A 17,981-nucleotide genomic window follows, 5' to 3' on the forward strand; every position below is an offset into this window, starting at 1 on the left:
TAACTATGTTAAAATTATTTAATGTAAACGTATTTATTTTAAGTACAGGGGTGAAACATAAATGTGGGATTTCATTAAAGGTTTATTTAAATTCTTATTAAGCTTTACAGCTATTACAGCACTAGTTGTTGGTGTAGTAGTAGTAGTATTTGGCTTTATTTTCAAAAAAGACTTTGAAGATATCGAAAGAAAAACAAAAGAAATCGTATCTGATATTGAAAGCAATAATGCTTAATGCAACGATGTACCATATACCAGTAATTTCATTTGAAGTTACTGGTTTTTTTTATTACTCTTAAATAAATACAATTAGCTAGTATAAATGTTAATAATATTGAATATAATGGAGGTATTAAAATGACAACCAAAGGTTATGTGGGGTCTTATACAAAAAAAGAAGGTAAGGGTATTTATATATTCGAACTTAATGAAGATAATGGAGAAATACAATCAGTAGATACAGGATATGATATCGAAGCATCGACTTATCTTGCTCAAACTGAACAATTTTTGTATGCAATTACTAAAGAGAATGAGGCATGTGGTGTGGCTGCATTTAAAAAAGACGAGAATGGACAGCTTACACTCATTAATAAATGTTTAGCTTCAGAGAATGGAACAGGGTGTTATATTTCTGTTTCTAGTGATCATAACTTCTTATTCGAAGCGGTTTATACTGCTGGAATAGCACGTATATATCAACTTAATCCTGAGACAGGCGAAGTGGTAAAATTAATTGAAGAGTTAGAACATAGTTATCCAACTGGAACACATGAGCGTCAAGATCATAATCATATTCATTTTATTAGAGAAACCCCTGACCATAAATATGTAGCTGTGACTGATTTAGGTGCAGATAAAATTGTAACATATACATTCGGAGTTGAAGGGTTTAAAGAACATGCGGTATCAGAATTCCATGCTGAAGATGGACCGCGTCATATTGAATTCCATAATAATGGGAAATACGCGTATGTTGTTCATGAGTTATCTAATAGAGTAAGCGTTGTACAATATCATGATGGAAAATTTGAAGAAATTGAACGTCATTTAACGATTCCTGAAGATTTCACTGAAGAAACTAAATTAGCAGCTGTGAGACTATCTCATGATGAACAAAATTTATATATTAGTAATCGTGGACATGATAGTATAGCGATATTTACAGTAGTTGACGATGGAAAAGGAATTAACCCGGTTGAAATAGTAAAAAGCGGGGGAGAATTTCCAAGAGATTTTAATATTACTGAGTCAGATGAATACCTTGTATGTGCACATCAAGAAGGAAATTACGCGTTAACAGTATTTAGACGTGATACAAATAGTGGTATGTTGATTGCTACTGACAATCAGTATACCGCACCTGAAGGTGTATTTGTTGATTTCTTGAATTCATCGTTATAGATAAAAAATACCCCTATAATGTAAACACTTGTAAAGTGAGCCATTATAGGGATTTTTTTATAAGTTTTTGAAAAATGTTCTAATATATTTGAATTTACCTTTATAAGGGGGATAGATAATACTCGAATCTAGTCGAGTAGATTTAAAAATATATGATTTCATATGACTAAATGTATCAAATGAATATTTGCCATGATATTCGCCAATTCCTGAAGCACCTACGCCACCAAAGGGTAAATTTGGGTTAGCTAAATGCATTAAAGTGTCATTGATTGCACCGCCACCAAATGACAATTCTTCTAGCACACAGTTCGTTGTATTTTCATCTTCACTAAATAAATATAAGCTTAGAGGTTTAGATTTGCTTTGAATAATATCTATCGCTTCATTAAAATCATCGTAGACGATGATTGGTAATAATGGACCAAAAATTTCTTCTTCCATAATTTTAGATTGTGGAGTAATACCGTCTAAAATTGTAGGTTCGATATATTGTTCATTTTCATCAGTATGCCCACCAAAAATCACTTCATTACGATGTATTGCTAATAATTCAGAAAGTCGATTGAAATGTTTTGTATTAACAATACGTCCAAAATCAGGGCTATTTTGAATATTTTTGCCATAGAACTCTTCAATAGATTGTTTAAATGCTTGAATTAATTCATTTTTAACTTTTCTATTCACTAAAATATAATCTGGTGCTACGCAAGTTTGACCAGCATTGGTGAATTTACCGAAGCTAATACGATCACTTGCTACTTTAATATTAGCAGTTTCATCTACAATCACTGGTGATTTACCACCAAGTTCAAGTGTGACAGGAACTAAATTTTTACTTGCTGCTTCGTAAACAATTCGACCTACATTTTCGCTACCAGTAAAGAATATATAATCAAATGGAAGATTGATTAATGTTTGAGTTTCTTCAACGCCACCTTCAACGACAGCTACAAAATCGCTTGCAAACACATCTTCAATCACTTTTCGCACTACTTGTGCAACATGAGGAGTAAGTTCAGAAGGTTTAATGATGGCGTTATTACCAGCTGCTATAGCACCAATAAGAGGTTCGAATAAAAGTTGTACAGGATAATTAAATGGACCGATAATTAATATTGTCCCATAGGGCTCAGGCTTAATATAACTCTTTGATGGAAACATAAATAGTGGTGTATCTACTTGCTTAGTTTTAGCCCAGTTTTTTAATTCTTTACGAGCTGTTTTTATACTTTTTAAAAGTATACCAATTTCAGTAGCATACGCTTCTACTGAACCTTTCCCTAAGTCTATTTTTAACGACTCTAATAATTCTGTTTCATGGTCTTTAATACTTTTACTTAATAGTTTTAACTGTTGTTTACGAAATTTGATATCTTTAGTTTGATGTGTTTTAAAAAACTGTTTACTTTCTTGAAATTGTTTTTCTATTAAATTCAATTGTAGTACCTCCTGTACAGTCAATCCCAATACCGTTATAGGTGTAGTTGACTATATAATTTTAGTTAAATGTATCCAAGGTTAAAACATTTGAATGAATGATTAAAATAAATTAAAAAAGGCTGAGAGTTAAGTAACCTACTATCTCAGCCTTATTATATATGAATTAAAATATGAATTATTTAGTTAAAATTTCAGTGATTTGAGGTACAACTTGTTTTTTACGAGAAACTACACCTGATAAGAAAGCCATACCATCATCTAATTGAACATTGAAGGCTTGACCAACTTTATCCTTTTCAGCCCCGACAACTAAAATTTTAGAATCACTGTTAATAATATCAGTGACAACTAATACAAATAAATCATATTTTTCGTTTGCACTTGTTTCTAACATTGCTTTTTCCAATTCATCTTTACGATTTAAGACTTCATCAATATCTACAGTATTGACTTGAGCAATACGAGTAACATAATCTCCCATATTAAATGATTTAGCATCCATATTTAATAACTCTTCAGCAGATTTATCAGTTGTTGAAGCACCTGCTTTCAACATTTCTAAACCATATTCATCTAAATCGACATTAGCAATGTCTTTTAATGCTTTAGCAGCATTTACATCTTCTTCAGTACATGTTGGAGATTTAAATAATAAACTATCTGAAATAATAGCTGAAATCATTAATCCAGCAATTTCAGGTTTAATCTTAAAGTTACGTTCTTTATACATTTTATAAAGAATTGTAGCAGTACAACCTACAGGTTCTGCACGATAGTATAAAGGACCTGCTGTTTCAAAGTTCGCAATTCTATGATGATCTACGACATTCACAATATTCGCTTTAGCAATAGTTTCAGCACTTTGTTGGAATTCATTGTGGTCAACTAAGATAACGTCTTGACCTTCTAAATCATCATTTAATAAAGTTGGTGCATCAACTTTAAAATGATCTAATGCATATTTTGTTTCAGCACTCACTTCACCTAAGCGATAAGGAGTTGCTTCAGAATTTCCAGTTTGTTGTTCAAAATCAGCCATTATAATAGCTGAAGATATTGCATCTGTATCCGGATTTTGATGTCCAAAAATATAAGTTTTTGCCATTGATTTATTCACCCTTAATTTTTAAATTTATCCTTATTTTAGCATGTTTTAATTGATAACTTCTACCTTTGCACCTAATGAGTTTTTAAAATGAGCTAAAGCGAACTGATGACCCTCTTCATTAAATGAGGCAACACCTTGTTCAGGGATAATAATATGATAGCCTAAATTATAAGCAGAAATTGCTGTATGGAGTACACATATATCAGTACATACACCTACAATTTCAACAGTATCAATATGTCTTTCTCTTAATAAACTATCTAAAGCAGTACCATAAAAAGAATCATAACGTCGCTTATCTAAATAATGTACAGTATCTTCATTTTTATATTTATCAAAAAATGATTTTACCTTACCATATAATTGACGACCTGAAGTGCCTTCAATGTTATGTGGTGGGAATAATTTAGTTTCAGGATGATACGGGTCTTCTTCAAAATGTAAATCCATCATGAAAAAGATATTATCATGTTGATGTTGATATTGATTGAGTCTTTCTACAATAAACTGTTCAATATCTTGGCCTGGTTTACCACAAGTTAATCGGCCGTCATCAGCGATAAAATCATAAGAATAATCTACAACAATCAATGCTTTGTTAGTCATAATAAACATCCCTTTCTTAATAAATGTTTGAATACCTTAAAAAATGTATAATATTAAATTATAAATATAGTATAGCTATACACCATTATGGTTACAAATATATTTAATAACAACATAAGATAGGGGATAAAAAATATTGATCAATGCACAGGATTTTGGTTTAAAAGGAAAACATAAACGAAGAGATACTAAAGCTATGCAAAAAGCACTTAATGCCGCAAGATATGGAGAACATACAGTTTATATACCATCTGGGACTTATTATATTAGTAAAGCATTAGTGATATATGATCATACCACTTTAATATTAGAAGATGATACCATCTTGCAACGTCACTCGAGAGATGCATTGTTAAAAAATGGTAAAAAATTTGGTTTCTATCATGGATATCAAGGAAATGGGCATATTAAAATAAAAGGTGGTATATTTGATATGAACGGTTCAAAGTACCCCTATAATAATACCGCAATGTCTATAGGTCATGCTGAAGATATCGAGTTAATAGATATTACAGTACTTGATGTTGTAGGTGGACATGCACTAGATGCTTGTGGAATCAATGGTTTATATATTAAGAACTGTAAGTTTAAAGGCTTTTTTGATGTAAATGGTGATCGCTCATTTTCTGAAGCAATTCAATTAGACATTCAAGTGCCTGGGTCATTTCCTAAATTTGGTACGACTGATGGCACGATTACCAAAAATGTTGTCATTGAAGATTGCTATTTTGGAAATTCAAACCAACCTAAAATGCAAGCTTGGAATAGAGCGATAGGCTCTCATGCCAGTCGTTATAATCGCTTTTACGAAAATATTCATATAAGGAATAATGTGTTTAACGGAATGAATGAATATGCATTAACTCCGTTAAAATCAAAGACAATGTTTATCTCAAATAATACCTTTATAAATTGTAATGGTGGTATTCGTTTTCTTGGAGTTAAAGATGGAAAAAATGCGGCTGATGTTTCTACAGGACAAGTTCAAAAGACTCAAGCTGGAGATAATTTGACTGTAACCGGTAATCATTTCGAAGGAGAAATGAAAAGAGATGCTATACACGTGAGAAGTTATAATAATGTAAAACATACTAATGTTTTTATTGCAGGTAATTCGTTTAATCATTCGACACAAAGATTACATTTAGAAGATATTTCTAATTTGACATTTAATCAAAATGATAAAGTTAAAGTTAAAAAAATTAATATTGATTAGTATTTAATTTAAAAAGATATAATTATAGATGAAAAATAAATGATACGCACTTTATTATGATATATAATAAAGCGTTTTCTTTTATGTTATAATATCATTATATATTTTCAAAAAAGTCAGATTTCTATGAGGCTTGTTTGCAATATAATAGGTATCAAATCAACTTTGTTGAGATGATGCCATATTTCTAAAAATAGAATATATTAAGTTAAGTTTCTAATTTTAAAGGGGGAGAATTAGATGACTAAGCAATCAGGTTTTCGAAGAAATGCACAATACTTAACATTTTTTTCTAAAAAAGATCATACAAATCAATCTTATTCTATGGGACAATTATTGGGGCTCATTTTAGGACCGTTATTGTTTGTTCTTATCTTATCATTCTTTCATCCAGTAGAACTTCCTTTCAAAGGGGTATATGTTTTAGGAATTACGGTGTGGATAGCTATTTGGTGGATTACAGAAGCGATACCAATTGCTGCAACGAGTTTTTTACCACTCATACTTTTGCCTTTAGGACATGTACTTTCGCCTGAACAAGTCTCTTCTGAATATGGTAATGATATTATCTTTTTATTTTTAGGTGGTTTTATTCTTGCAATTGCTATGGAAAGATGGAATTTACATACACGTGTAGCTTTAACTATTATTAGATATATTGGAGCAAGCACGAGTAAAATATTATTAGGCTTCATGATTGCTACAGGATTCCTATCAATGTTTGTATCAAATACAGCGGCTGTTATGATAATGATACCTATTGGTTTAGCAATTATTAAAGAAGCGAATGAGTTGAAAGATGATGACGTTAAATCAGATAGTATTTCGAAGTTTGAAAAATCACTTGTCTTAGCTATTGGTTATTCTGGGACCATCGGAGGATTAGGTACACTTATTGGAACACCGCCACTCATTATACTAAAAGGACAATTTGAACAACATTTTGGACAAGAAATTAGCTTTGCTAAATGGATGATTGTTGGTATTCCTACAGTCATTATTTTAATAGCATTAGCATGGGCTTATTTAAGATTTATCGCATTTAGACATGATTTGAAGTATTTACCGGGTGGTCAAACATTGATTGAAGATAAACTCAATCGTCTTGGTAAAATGTCTTATGAAGAAAAAGTGGTTCAAGCTATTTTTATTCTTGCAAGTTTACTATGGATAACAAGAGAATTTATTTTAAAAAATTTTTCAATAACATCTGAAGTTGCAGACGGTACAATTGCAATATTTATTTCTATTTTACTTTTTATATTTCCGGCTAAAAGTAAAGAAAAGCATAAGCGAATTATTGATTGGGAAGTGGCAAAAGAATTACCATGGGGTGTACTTATATTATTTGGTGGAGGCTTAGCTTTAGCAAAAGGAATTTCAGAAAGTGGTTTAGCAAAATGGCTAGGTGAGCAACTAAAAATGTTAGATGGGGTGCATCCACTAGTAATAGTTATTGTCATTACAATATTTGTGTTATTTTTAACAGAAGTGACTTCAAATACAGCAACTGCTACAATGATTTTACCTATTCTTGCTGCGCTATCTGTAGCAGTAGGTGTACATCCAATGTTATTAATGGTACCCGCAGCTATGGCAGCAAACTGTGCTTACATGTTACCAGTAGGAACACCCCCAAATGCTATTATATTTGGATCAGGTAAGTTGAGTATTAAAGAAATGGCTAAAGTAGGAGTTTGGGTTAATTTAATTTCTGCAGTGATTATTATAGTAGTTGTTTATTTCTTAATGCCATATATTTTAGGATTTGATATTTCTGACACATTAAATTTAAAATAAAATTAAATATCTTGAAATCATATATTCACTATGTACGTTTTATCTTAATATTTTAAATAAATATACAAAAAATGCCTGGGACATCATGAGTTCATGAGTGGTCCTAGGCATTTTTAATATGATGCGGTTAGGTTTTCAGAATGAAAGGATACATTTAACACAAATATTGTCCACTCCCTTTTATTGACGATGAAAAGCACCAATAATTTTCACTGAAAAATCTAATGTTTCTAATATCGATATAACTTTATTCAAATTATCTGATAGCCCGGTATCTGCTTGTACAAAGAAGCGATACATACCCAGTTGAGTTTTCAGTGGTCTTGATTCAATCCATGATAAATTAATATCAAATAATGCAAATGTAGTCAGTATACTTGCCAGTAATCCAGCTTTGTCATACTTAGGGGTAATTAATAGCATTGTGTTATTCGTTTTAGACTCAAAGTTATTATCATTTTTTATGACTAAAAAACGTGTAACATTATGCGGGTAATCTTGAATATTACTCTCTATAGCAGTATATCCGTACATTTCACCACTACCTACTGGGACAATGGCTGCTACATCCGAGGAGATTTTTTCTAATCCTTGAATCGTACTGTCAACATAATCGTAAGAAAATTGATGTTTGTGAATGTATTGGCTTGTTTGACTGATGGCTGGTGCGATAGAGTATACCTTTTTTATATTTTCTATCTTTGAGTCCCTTGTCGCATATAAACCAAAATTAATATCTAAATGTATTTCTCCATGTGCAAAAACATGTTGTTGAGCCAGTGCATCTGCCACAATGTTTATAGTTCCTTCAATTGAATTTTCTATGGGTACAATTGCTACAGATTGAGCGTCACTATTTACTGCCTTAATGACTTCGTATAAATTAGACTTTGGTATGAAGTTAAAATTATCTTTTGAAAAATATTTTTTAGCGGCTAAATATGAAAATGTACCTTCGGGACCTAAATAATATAAATGCATGATGAATTGTCACCTCATGAATCTTGTACATTAGTGGAATGGACATTTCATCGGTGTCGCTTTTTTATAATGGAAATTAGGATCTTTAATAATATTTTTGTATCCATGATGATAATTAGCAGTTAACGTTGGCGATAACGGTGGGGCTAACCATGACCATTTTCCAGTAACATCACGATGATGCTGTTCCTCTTTTTCTTCAAATAATTCAAATTGTTTAGCAGCAGTTAAGTGGTCAACAATAGAAACACCCTGTGATTTAAAAGAGTGATAAACTGCATAATTTAATTCTACTAATGTACGATCTTTATTAAATGAATTATTTTTAAGTGTACCAAATTCAAATGTTTCTGCAACTTTTTCAAGCAAATTATAGCGGTAAGTATCAGTAAAATTACGAACTGCAATTTCAGTAACCATGTACCAACCATTAAAAGGAGCAGTTGGATATGTAATTCCACCTATTTTCAAATCCATATTAGAAATAATAGGAACACCATACCATTTTAAATGTAAATCTTTCAGCTTTGGAAATTGATCATGTTCTATATCTACTTCTTTAATCAATGAAGCAGGAAATTCATGATATTTTATAGGTGAATTTGGTAATTGATAAATAAGAGGAAGCACGTCAAAGTCTGAACCTTTGCCTTTCCATCCCAAATGATTAGCTAATTGTGTTATCTCGCGTTCTGATGGATCACCTTTATCTTCATATCCTGCGTAACGTATTAATTGATTGTTATATATTTTAGGTGCATCAGTTGAAGAAAATATAGTGATATATGGTTTGATTTTACCGCCATTTGTTGCTTTGTTTAAATGATTATGAAGCGCATCTAAGAAATGTTGTTCTGTATAACTATCTCGTGCATCCACAACATTTAATGATTCCCAAAATAAGCGCCCGACACATCGATTGGAATTACGCCATGCCATTTTAGCGCCATAATTTAGTTCTTCATAAGTATGTGTATAGGTACCTGTCCGATTGATTTCTTTCTCTATCTCAGTGATACGTTTAGAAATAGTATGATTTGAGTAATTTAATTCACCATACATAGTTTGGATAAAATTTGTAGCTTCTTCTAATAGCATATAATCACCTCAATAGTATTATAAGCGAGAAACTGATATAACACATACAATAAATACTTGTGTCATGAATTTGTCGAATTAAAAAAATTTAATTTTTAAATTAAAGACTATTATCGAAAATACTCACTATTACTGAATTGTGATAAAATATACAAAAAGGTTGTTAGGAGAGATGAGGATGTATCGTTACGAAGATGATAGTTTAATGTTACATAATGACTTATATCAAATAAATATGGCAGAAAGTTACTGGAATGACGGTATTCATGAAAGAAATGCAGTGTTTGATTTGTATTTCAGAAATATGCCATTTAGAAGTGGATATGCTGTTTTTAATGGGTTAAAAAGGATGATTCAATTTATAGAAAACTTCCATTTTAGTGATTCTGATATCGAATATTTACAATCAATAGGATATAAAAATGATTTTTTAAAATATCTTAAAAATTTGAAATTTACAGGGAATATTCGCGCGATGCAAGAAGGGGAATTGTGTTTTGGGAATGAACCATTATTACGAGTAGAAGCGCCATTAATTCAAGCTCAACTTATTGAAACGATTTTACTTAATATTGTAAATTTTCATACGCTTATTACAACGAAAGCTAGTAGAATTCGTCAAGTTGCACCACAAGATACGTTAATGGAATTTGGTACACGACGTGCACAAGAAATTGACGCCGCAGTTTGGGGAGCACGTGCAGCATATATTGGTGGGTTTGATTCAACAAGTAATGTCCGAGCAGGCAAATTATTTGGTATTCCAGTTTCCGGAACTCATGCTCATGCACTAGTTCAAACATATGGTGATGAGTATAAAGCATTTAAGATTTATGCAGAACGACATAAAAATTGTGTGTTTTTAGTAGATACGTTCCACACTTTAAAATCAGGGGTACCAACTGCAATTAAAGTTGCAAAAGAATTAGGAGATTCCATTAATTTTATAGGTATAAGATTAGATTCTGGTGACATTGCATATTTATCGAAAAAAGCTCGTCGTATGCTTGATGATGCAGGCTTTAAAGACGCAAAAATCATTGCTTCAAATGATTTAGATGAGCAAACAATTACCAGTTTAAAGGCACAGGGTGCAAAAGTAGATTCTTGGGGTATAGGGACTAAATTGATCACGGGTTATGATCAACCAGCCTTAGGAGCAGTTTATAAACTTGTCGCTGTTGAAAATAATGAAGGTGAATATGTAGATCGTATCAAGCTATCAAATAATGCGGAAAAAGTTACTACGCCTGGTAAGAAAAAAGTATATCGTATTATTAATACTAAAACTGGCAAGGCTGAAGGTGACTATATCACGCTTGAACATGAAAATCCTAATAAAGAAAAACCATTAAAGATGTTCCATCCAGTTCATACTTATAAAATGAAACATGTTAAGCATTTTGAAGCAATTGATTTACATCATTCAATTTTCGAAAATGGTAAATTAGTTTATGACTTACCAAGTGAAAAAGAAACTCAAGATTATTTAAAACAATCATTATCACAATTGTGGGAAGAAAATAAACGTTATTTAAATCCACAAGAATATCCAGTAGATTTAAGCACAAGTTGTTGGAATAATAAACAAAAGCGCATTCTTGAAGTGACAGAACATGTTAAGGAAATGGAGGAAGACAATGACTAATTTACAAGATATCGTAGTAAAAGAAATGAAAGTAAAGAAACATATTGATAGTCAACAAGAAATTCGTGAGATTATCCAATTCATTAAAAACTATGTTCAATCACATACATTTATTGAGTCATTAGTACTTGGCATATCTGGTGGTCAAGATTCTACACTTACTGGTAAATTAGCGCAATTAGCAGTTGAAGAACTCCGTAAAGAAGGAAGAGAATGCCAATTTATAGCAGTTAAACTTCCCTATGGTAAACAAAAGGATGCTGATGAAGTAGAAGATGCACTTCATTTTATTCAACCTGATGAAGTGATTACAGTTAATATTAAACCAGCAGTAGATCAAAGTGTAGCATCATTGAAAGAAGCGGGTATTGAACTTACAGATTTCCAAAGAGGAAATGAAAAAGCAAGAGAGCGCATGAAAGTACAATTTTCTATTGCTTCATATCGTAGTGGTATTGTTATAGGAACGGACCATTCAGCTGAAAATATCACAGGTTTTTATACTAAATATGGTGATGGTGCTGCTGACATTGCACCTATCTTTGGACTAGATAAACGCCAAGGTAGACAGCTTTTAGAATATTTAGAAGCGCCAACACATTTATATGAAAAAGTGCCTACTGCTGATTTAGAAGATGATAAACCTCAATTACCTGATGAGGAAGCATTAGGGGTAACTTATAATCAAATTGATGACTACTTAGAGGGCAAAGAAGTACCAAGTGATGCAAAAACAACGATAGAGAATCATTATGTTAAAAATGCACATAAAAGAGAATTGGCATATACTCGCTATACTTGGCCTAAACATTCATCTACAAAAGAATAAATGAATACTCTAATAATTAAATGATTTAATTACTATTAGTTTTTAGTGACAAAATTATTTGTGACTGATAAAATTATTTCGAATTTTAGTTAAATGAAATGAGGAATAATATGTCAGTAATAACGTCAAATCCATGGATAATGATATTAGCGATATTCATCATTAACGTTTTTTACGTTACATTTCTTACAATGCGCACAATTTTAACGTTAAAAGGATATCGTTACATGGCAGCAGTAGTGAGTTTTCTTGAAGTTTTAATATATGTTGTTGGATTAGGGCTAGTGATGTCTAGTTTAGATCAAATTCAAAATATTATTGCATATGCCTTTGGATTCTCAATAGGTATCATTGTTGGAATGAAAATTGAAGAAAAGCTTGCATTAGGCTATACAGTTGTAAACGTAACATCTGCAGAATACGACCTTGATTTACCTAAAGAGTTACGAAATTTAGGTTATGGTGTTACTCACTATGAAGCACATGGTAGAGATGGAAGTCGAATGGTAATGCAAATTTTAACACCTAGACGTTATGAACGAAAATTAATGGAAACTGTTCGTAGTTTAGATGAAAAAGCATTTATCATTGCGTATGAACCTAGAGCTATTCACGGTGGATTCTGGACTAAAGGTGTTCGAACTAAGAAAGTAAAAGCATATGAAGTAGAAGAAATAGAAAGTGTTGTGGAACATAGTGAAGTTCAAGGTAAATGAAAATGAAACTATTTCAGATTGTATTGCACGTATGAGAAAAGAAGGATACATGCCAGTCAGACGTATTGAAAAACCTGTTTACTTTGAAGATAAACAAGGAAATATAAAGATATTACGACAAGATATTCAATTTGTTGGTAAGAAAATAGAAAATGACATTTAATAACTGCTCATATATGGGTCTTTGACAATTTAGAAGTCAGAGACCTTTTAATATTTTTATAAAGTTCGTAAACCTATATTCAATTAGAATAAAAAATCTTTATACTTTTAGTATAGAATCTGTTAAACTATAAATATAGAGTTAAATACGAACTATTTTACTTAAAAATGATTTAATGTACAGCTTTTTATAAAAATAATTACATAAGATAGGAGTTTAATAATGATTGAACGTTATTCAAGAGAAGAAATGTCTAGTATTTGGACAGACCAAAATAGATATGAAGCATGGTTAGAAGTGGAGATTCTTGCTTGTGAAGCCTGGAGTGAATTAGGATATATTCCTAAGGACGACGTAAAAAAAATTCGTGAAAATGCTAAAGTGGATGTCAATCGTGCAAAAGAAATTGAACAAGAAACACGTCATGATGTAGTAGCATTTACAAGACAAGTATCTGAAACACTTGGAGAAGAACGTAAATGGGTTCATTATGGATTAACTTCTACAGATGTTGTGGATACTGCATTAAGTTATGTAATTAAACAAGCGAATGAAATTATTGAAAAAGATATTGAACGCTTTATTAAAGTACTTGAAGAAAAAGCTAAAAAATATAAATATACATTAATGATGGGTCGTACACACGGTGTTCATGCTGAGCCAACCACTTTTGGCGTAAAAATGGCATTATGGTATACAGAAATGAAACGTAATTTAAAACGTTTTAAAGAGGTACGTAAAGAAATTGAAGTTGGGAAAATGAGTGGCGCAGTAGGAACATTTGCCAATATTCCTCCTGAAATTGAAAATTACGTTTGTAAACATCTTGGAATTGACACAGCCCCTGTATCAACTCAAACACTTCAACGTGATCGTCACGCTTATTACATTGCAACTTTAGCGTTAATTGCGACATCATTAGAAAAATTTGCTGTAGAAGTTCGTAATTTACAAAAAACTGAAACGAGAGAAGTTGAAGAAGCATTTGCAAAAGGTCAAAAAGGATCATCAGCAATGCCGCATAAACGTAATCCAATCGGTTCAGAAAATATTACAGGTATTTCAAGAGTGATTCGTGGTTATATTACAACTGCCTATGAAAATGTCCCATTATGGCATGAACGAGACATTTCTCATTCTTCTGCAGAGCGAATTATGTTACCAGATGTAACAATTGCATTAGATTATGCTTTAAATAGATTTACTAATATTATCGACCGTTTAACAGTATTTGAAGATAATATGAGAAATAATATTAATAAAACATTTGGTCTTATTTTTTCACAACGCGTTTTACTTGCATTAATTAATAAAGGTATGGTTCGTGAAGAAGCATACGATAAAGTACAACCTAAAGCGATGAAATCTTGGGAAACTAAAACACCTTTCCGTGAACTTATAGAACAAGATTCAACCATTACAAATGTTTTATCTAAAGAAGAATTAGACGAGTGTTTTGATCCAAAACATCATTTGAACCAAGTCGATACCATTTTCAAACGTGCTAATTTAGAATAGTTACTAATATAGTTTTAGCATGTTCAATTGAAATAACTACACTTTAATTAATTAATGCGTTAAAATATAGTTATATTTAATTTGAAAATAGGGGTTGCTTGAGATGCAAATTGAAAAATTAAGAGGAGAAGCATTGGATGAATTATTTGATGCCATCTTAACACTTAAAGATAGAGAAGAATGTTATCAATTCTTTGATGATTTATGTACAGTCAATGAAATTCAATCTTTATCTCAAAGACTTCAAGTTGCTAAAATGATAAAGCAAGGTTTTACTTATGCAACTATAGAACAGAAATCTGGTGCATCAACAGCTACGATATCTAGAGTTAAACGCTCACTGCAATGGGGTAATGATGCGTATACAATGATTTTAGAGAGATTAAATGTTGAAACAAAAGAATAAATAAAGAGAGACAATTGCTTAGCTAAAAATAGCAATTGTCTCTTTTTTGTGAATATAATTTTTACAATTTGTACTAGTATAAACTTAGTGTATGGATTTAGAATTGCAAAGGTAAAAATGCTATAATTTAGTGTATGTTAAAAGAAGGAGTTATGGATAATGTATGACATTAGAAAGTGGCAGCATGTATTTAAACTTGATCCTGCCAAAGAGATTAGCGACGAAAATTTAGAAGCCTTATGTATGTCAGATACTGATGCCATCATGATTGGTGGGACAGACGATGTAACTGAAGATAATGTCATTCATCTTATGAGTAGAGTTAGAAGATATCCATTACCTTTAGTACTAGAGGTTTCAAATTTAGATAGCGTAATGCCTGGCTTTGACTTTTATTTTATACCCTCAATATTAAATAGTAATGATGTGACATACCATAATGGTTTGCTTCATAAAGCATTAAAACAATATGGTCATATGATTAATTTTGAAGAAGTGATGCTTGAAGGGTATGTCGTTCTTAATCCAGATAGTAAAGTAGCCAAACTTACGCAATCAAATACTCAGTTAGATGTTGAAGATATTGAAGCTTATGCTCAACTCGTTGAAGAAATGTATAAGTTGCCAATTTTGTATTTAGAATATAGTGGTACATATGGAGATAAAGATATCGTAAAAGCCACTTCCCAAATGTTAACCCATACACAATTATTTTATGGTGGTGGTATTAGTTCTTTAACTGAAGCTAAAGAAATGAAAAATTATGCCGATACAATTATTGTAGGTAATATTATATACTCAGATATTAAAAAAGCTTTAAAAACTGTAAAAATAAAGAAGGAGTCGAAATAATGAATGCTCTAGTAAGTAATATGAATAAAGAACAAAGTGAAGCAGTTAGAACGACAGAAGGTCCTTTGCTTATCATGGCTGGCGCAGGGTCAGGTAAAACAAGGGTGTTAACACACCGCATAGCCTACTTATTAGATGAAAAAGATGTTTCTCCGTATAACATTTTAGCTATTACGTTTACTAATAAAGCTGCAAAAGAAATGAAAGAGCGTGTGGAACACTTGGTTGGTGAAGAAGCTCAAGTGATTTGGATGTCAACATTCCATTCAATGTGTGTAAAGATTTTAAGAAGAGATGCAGATCGTATTGGCATTGAACGCAACTTTACCATTATTGACCCAACTGATCAAAAATCTGTAATTAAAGATGTACTTAAAAATGAAAATATTGATAGTAAACGTTTTGAACCGAGAATGTTTGTTGGTGCCATCAGTAATTTAAAAAATGAATTGAAAACGCCCGAAGATGCGATGAAAGAAGCAAATGATTTTCATTCACAAATGGTTGCAACAGTATATAGTGGATACCAACGTCAACTATCTAGAAATGAAGCATTGGATTTTGATGATTTAATCATGAAAACGATTCGTTTATTTGAACGTGTACCAGATGCATTAGAATACTATCAAAATAAATTTCAATACATCCATGTAGATGAGTATCAAGATACAAATAAAGCACAATATACACTTGTTAAATTACTTGCAAGTAAATTTAAAAATTTATGTGTTGTAGGTGATTCTGATCAATCAATATATGGATGGCGTGGTGCAGATATTCAAAATATACTATCTTTCGAGGAAGACTATCCTGAAGCAAAGACTATTTTCCTAGAACAAAATTATCGATCAACAAAAACCATTTTAACAGCTGCAAATGAAGTGATTAAACATAATACTGAACGGAAACCTAAAGGGTTATGGACCGCAAATAATGGTGGAGAAAAGATTAAATATTATGAAGCGATGACTGAACGTGACGAAGCAGAATATGTAGTTCGTGAAATTATTAAACATCGTAAGTCTGGAAAAGACTATAATGATATGGCAATTTTGTATCGAACAAATGCACAATCACGTGTGTTAGAAGAAACATTTATGAAATCAAATATTCCTTATACGATGGTTGGTGGCCAAAAGTTCTATGATCGTAAAGAAATCAAAGACCTGTTAAGTTATTTAAGAATAGTGGCAAATAGTAATGATGATATTAGTCTTCAAAGAATTATTAATGTTCCTAAAAGAGGGATAGGGCCATCATCAGTTGATAAAATTCAACGATATGCACTAGATAACAATATTAGTATGTTTGATGCATTAGGAGAAGTGGATTTTATAGGGCTCTCTAAAAAAGTAACTCAAGAATGTATACAATTTTATGAAATGGTTCAAAACTTAATTAAAGAACAAGAATTTTTAGAAATTAGTGAGATTGTTGAGGAAATACTTGAAAAATCAGGTTATCGTCAAATGTTAGAACGTGAACAAACAATTGAATCACGTAGTCGTCTTGAAAATATTGATGAATTTATGTCTGTACCTAAAGACTATGAAAAAGATACACCTTTAGAAGAACAATCATTGATTAACTTTTTAACTGATTTATCACTTGTCGCAGATATTGACGAAGCACAAATTGATAGTGGTGTAACGTTAATGACCATGCATTCTGCAAAAGGATTAGAGTTCCCAATTGTATTCTTAATGGGTATGGAAGAATCACTTTTCCCTCATATTAGAGCAATTAAAAGTGATGATGACCATGAGATGGAAGAAGAAAGACGAATTTGTTATGTAGCCATTACACGTGCAGAAGAAGTGTTATATATTACACATGCGACTTCTCGTATGTTATTTGGACGTTCACAAGCAAATCTACCATCACGCTTCTTAAAAGAAATCCCTGAAGAATTATTAGAAACACCAGCAAAATCAAAACGACAAACAATCACTTCTAAGTCAACTACACCGTCAAAACGTGGTTTTAGTAAACGTACGACTTCTACTAAAAAACAAGTATCTGCTTCAGATTGGAAGGTAGGAGATAAAGTGACACATAAATCATGGGGCGAAGGTATGGTGAGCAATGTAAGTGAAAAAAATGGCTCTGTTGAATTAGATATTATATTTAAATCTGAAGGTCCTAAGCGTTTATTAGCTCAATTTGCGCCTATCGAAAAAAAGGAGGATTAGT

General features: G+C 31.5%; 17 protein-coding genes. 12 read left to right on the forward strand and 5 right to left on the reverse strand.

Annotated elements, in window-relative coordinates:
* The first annotated feature begins 61 nt into the window (after window positions 1–61).
* Both CD034_RS00585 and pglS read left to right on the forward strand, forming a co-directional pair.
* Window positions 62–235 (forward strand): hypothetical protein, encoded by a 174-nt coding sequence (locus CD034_RS00585; protein WP_002450085.1) that lies wholly within the window; start codon window positions 62–64, stop codon window positions 233–235.
* Window positions 236–357: 122 nt separating this feature from the next.
* A complete protein-coding gene (pglS, locus tag CD034_RS00590; RefSeq protein WP_002450080.1) occupies window positions 358–1,404 on the forward strand; it encodes a 6-phosphogluconolactonase in 1,047 nt (348 codons plus the stop codon).
* A 57-nt stretch (window positions 1,405–1,461) separates the two neighbouring features.
* Here pglS and CD034_RS00595 read toward each other — a convergent pair whose 3' ends face one another.
* The 3 genes from CD034_RS00595 to CD034_RS00605 form a co-directional block, all read right to left on the reverse strand.
* Window positions 1,462–2,844, reverse strand: coding sequence for an aldehyde dehydrogenase (locus CD034_RS00595; RefSeq protein ID WP_002450045.1), 1,383 nt, complete (start codon window positions 2,842–2,844; stop codon window positions 1,462–1,464).
* A gap of 178 nt (window positions 2,845–3,022) precedes the next feature.
* Window positions 3,023–3,952 (reverse strand): manganese-dependent inorganic pyrophosphatase, encoded by a 930-nt coding sequence (locus CD034_RS00600; protein WP_002450056.1) that lies wholly within the window; start codon window positions 3,950–3,952, stop codon window positions 3,023–3,025.
* A 48-nt stretch (window positions 3,953–4,000) separates the two neighbouring features.
* On the reverse strand, window positions 4,001–4,561 hold the full coding sequence (locus tag CD034_RS00605) for a cysteine hydrolase family protein (protein WP_002450084.1): 561 nt from the start codon (window positions 4,559–4,561) through the stop codon (window positions 4,001–4,003).
* Window positions 4,562–4,694: 133 nt separating this feature from the next.
* On the opposite strand from CD034_RS00605, the gene CD034_RS00610 reads away from it, so the two are divergent.
* Complete coding sequence (locus tag CD034_RS00610) at window positions 4,695–5,777, forward strand: glycosyl hydrolase family 28-related protein (RefSeq protein ID WP_172457927.1); 1,083 nt, start codon at window positions 4,695–4,697, stop codon at window positions 5,775–5,777.
* Window positions 5,778–6,017: 240 nt separating this feature from the next.
* A complete protein-coding gene (locus CD034_RS00615; protein WP_002450079.1) occupies window positions 6,018–7,577 on the forward strand; it encodes an SLC13 family permease in 1,560 nt (519 codons plus the stop codon).
* 180 nt (window positions 7,578–7,757) lie between these two features.
* Here CD034_RS00615 and CD034_RS00620 read toward each other — a convergent pair whose 3' ends face one another.
* Window positions 7,758–8,558, reverse strand: a complete 801-nt coding sequence (locus tag CD034_RS00620; protein ID WP_002450078.1) for a prephenate dehydratase — start codon at window positions 8,556–8,558, stop codon at window positions 7,758–7,760.
* Window positions 8,559–8,588: 30 nt separating this feature from the next.
* The gene (locus tag CD034_RS00625; protein WP_002455108.1) at window positions 8,589–9,656 is read right to left on the reverse strand and encodes a nitric oxide synthase oxygenase; all 1,068 of its coding nucleotides are present in this window, start codon (window positions 9,654–9,656) and stop codon (window positions 8,589–8,591) included.
* A gap of 178 nt (window positions 9,657–9,834) precedes the next feature.
* On the opposite strand from CD034_RS00625, the gene CD034_RS00630 reads away from it, so the two are divergent.
* From CD034_RS00630 to pcrA, 8 genes are all read left to right on the forward strand, one after another.
* The gene (locus CD034_RS00630) at window positions 9,835–11,304 is read left to right on the forward strand and encodes a nicotinate phosphoribosyltransferase (protein ID WP_103288024.1); all 1,470 of its coding nucleotides are present in this window, start codon (window positions 9,835–9,837) and stop codon (window positions 11,302–11,304) included.
* Window positions 11,297–12,133: an NAD(+) synthase gene (gene nadE, locus CD034_RS00635; RefSeq protein ID WP_103288025.1), complete on the forward strand. Its 837-nt coding sequence runs from the start codon at window positions 11,297–11,299 to the stop codon at window positions 12,131–12,133. The genes CD034_RS00630 and nadE overlap by 8 nt, the downstream gene beginning before the upstream one ends.
* Window positions 12,134–12,243: 110 nt before the next feature.
* The gene (locus CD034_RS00640) at window positions 12,244–12,849 is read left to right on the forward strand and encodes a DUF2179 domain-containing protein (RefSeq protein WP_037555679.1); all 606 of its coding nucleotides are present in this window, start codon (window positions 12,244–12,246) and stop codon (window positions 12,847–12,849) included.
* Window positions 12,830–13,012, forward strand: coding sequence for an NETI motif-containing protein (locus CD034_RS00645; RefSeq protein ID WP_002455112.1), 183 nt, complete (start codon window positions 12,830–12,832; stop codon window positions 13,010–13,012). Before CD034_RS00640 ends, CD034_RS00645 begins: the two co-directional genes overlap by 20 nt.
* 222 nt (window positions 13,013–13,234) lie before the next feature.
* Window positions 13,235–14,530, forward strand: a complete 1,296-nt coding sequence (gene purB, locus CD034_RS00650) for an adenylosuccinate lyase (protein WP_002488049.1) — start codon at window positions 13,235–13,237, stop codon at window positions 14,528–14,530.
* 103 nt (window positions 14,531–14,633) lie between these two features.
* A complete protein-coding gene (locus CD034_RS00655; RefSeq protein WP_002488068.1) occupies window positions 14,634–14,936 on the forward strand; it encodes a YerC/YecD family TrpR-related protein in 303 nt (100 codons plus the stop codon).
* Window positions 14,937–15,095: 159 nt separating this feature from the next.
* Window positions 15,096–15,788 (forward strand): heptaprenylglyceryl phosphate synthase, encoded by a 693-nt coding sequence (gene pcrB / locus CD034_RS00660; protein WP_002455113.1) that lies wholly within the window; start codon window positions 15,096–15,098, stop codon window positions 15,786–15,788.
* A complete protein-coding gene (pcrA, locus tag CD034_RS00665; protein WP_002455114.1) occupies window positions 15,788–17,980 on the forward strand; it encodes a DNA helicase PcrA in 2,193 nt (730 codons plus the stop codon). Before pcrB ends, pcrA begins: the two co-directional genes overlap by 1 nt.
* Window position 17,981 lies beyond the last annotated feature (1 nt).

Origin of the sequence: Staphylococcus hominis subsp. hominis, assembly GCF_002901845.1 — a bacterium.
Lineage (GTDB): Bacteria > Bacillota > Bacilli > Staphylococcales > Staphylococcaceae > Staphylococcus > Staphylococcus hominis.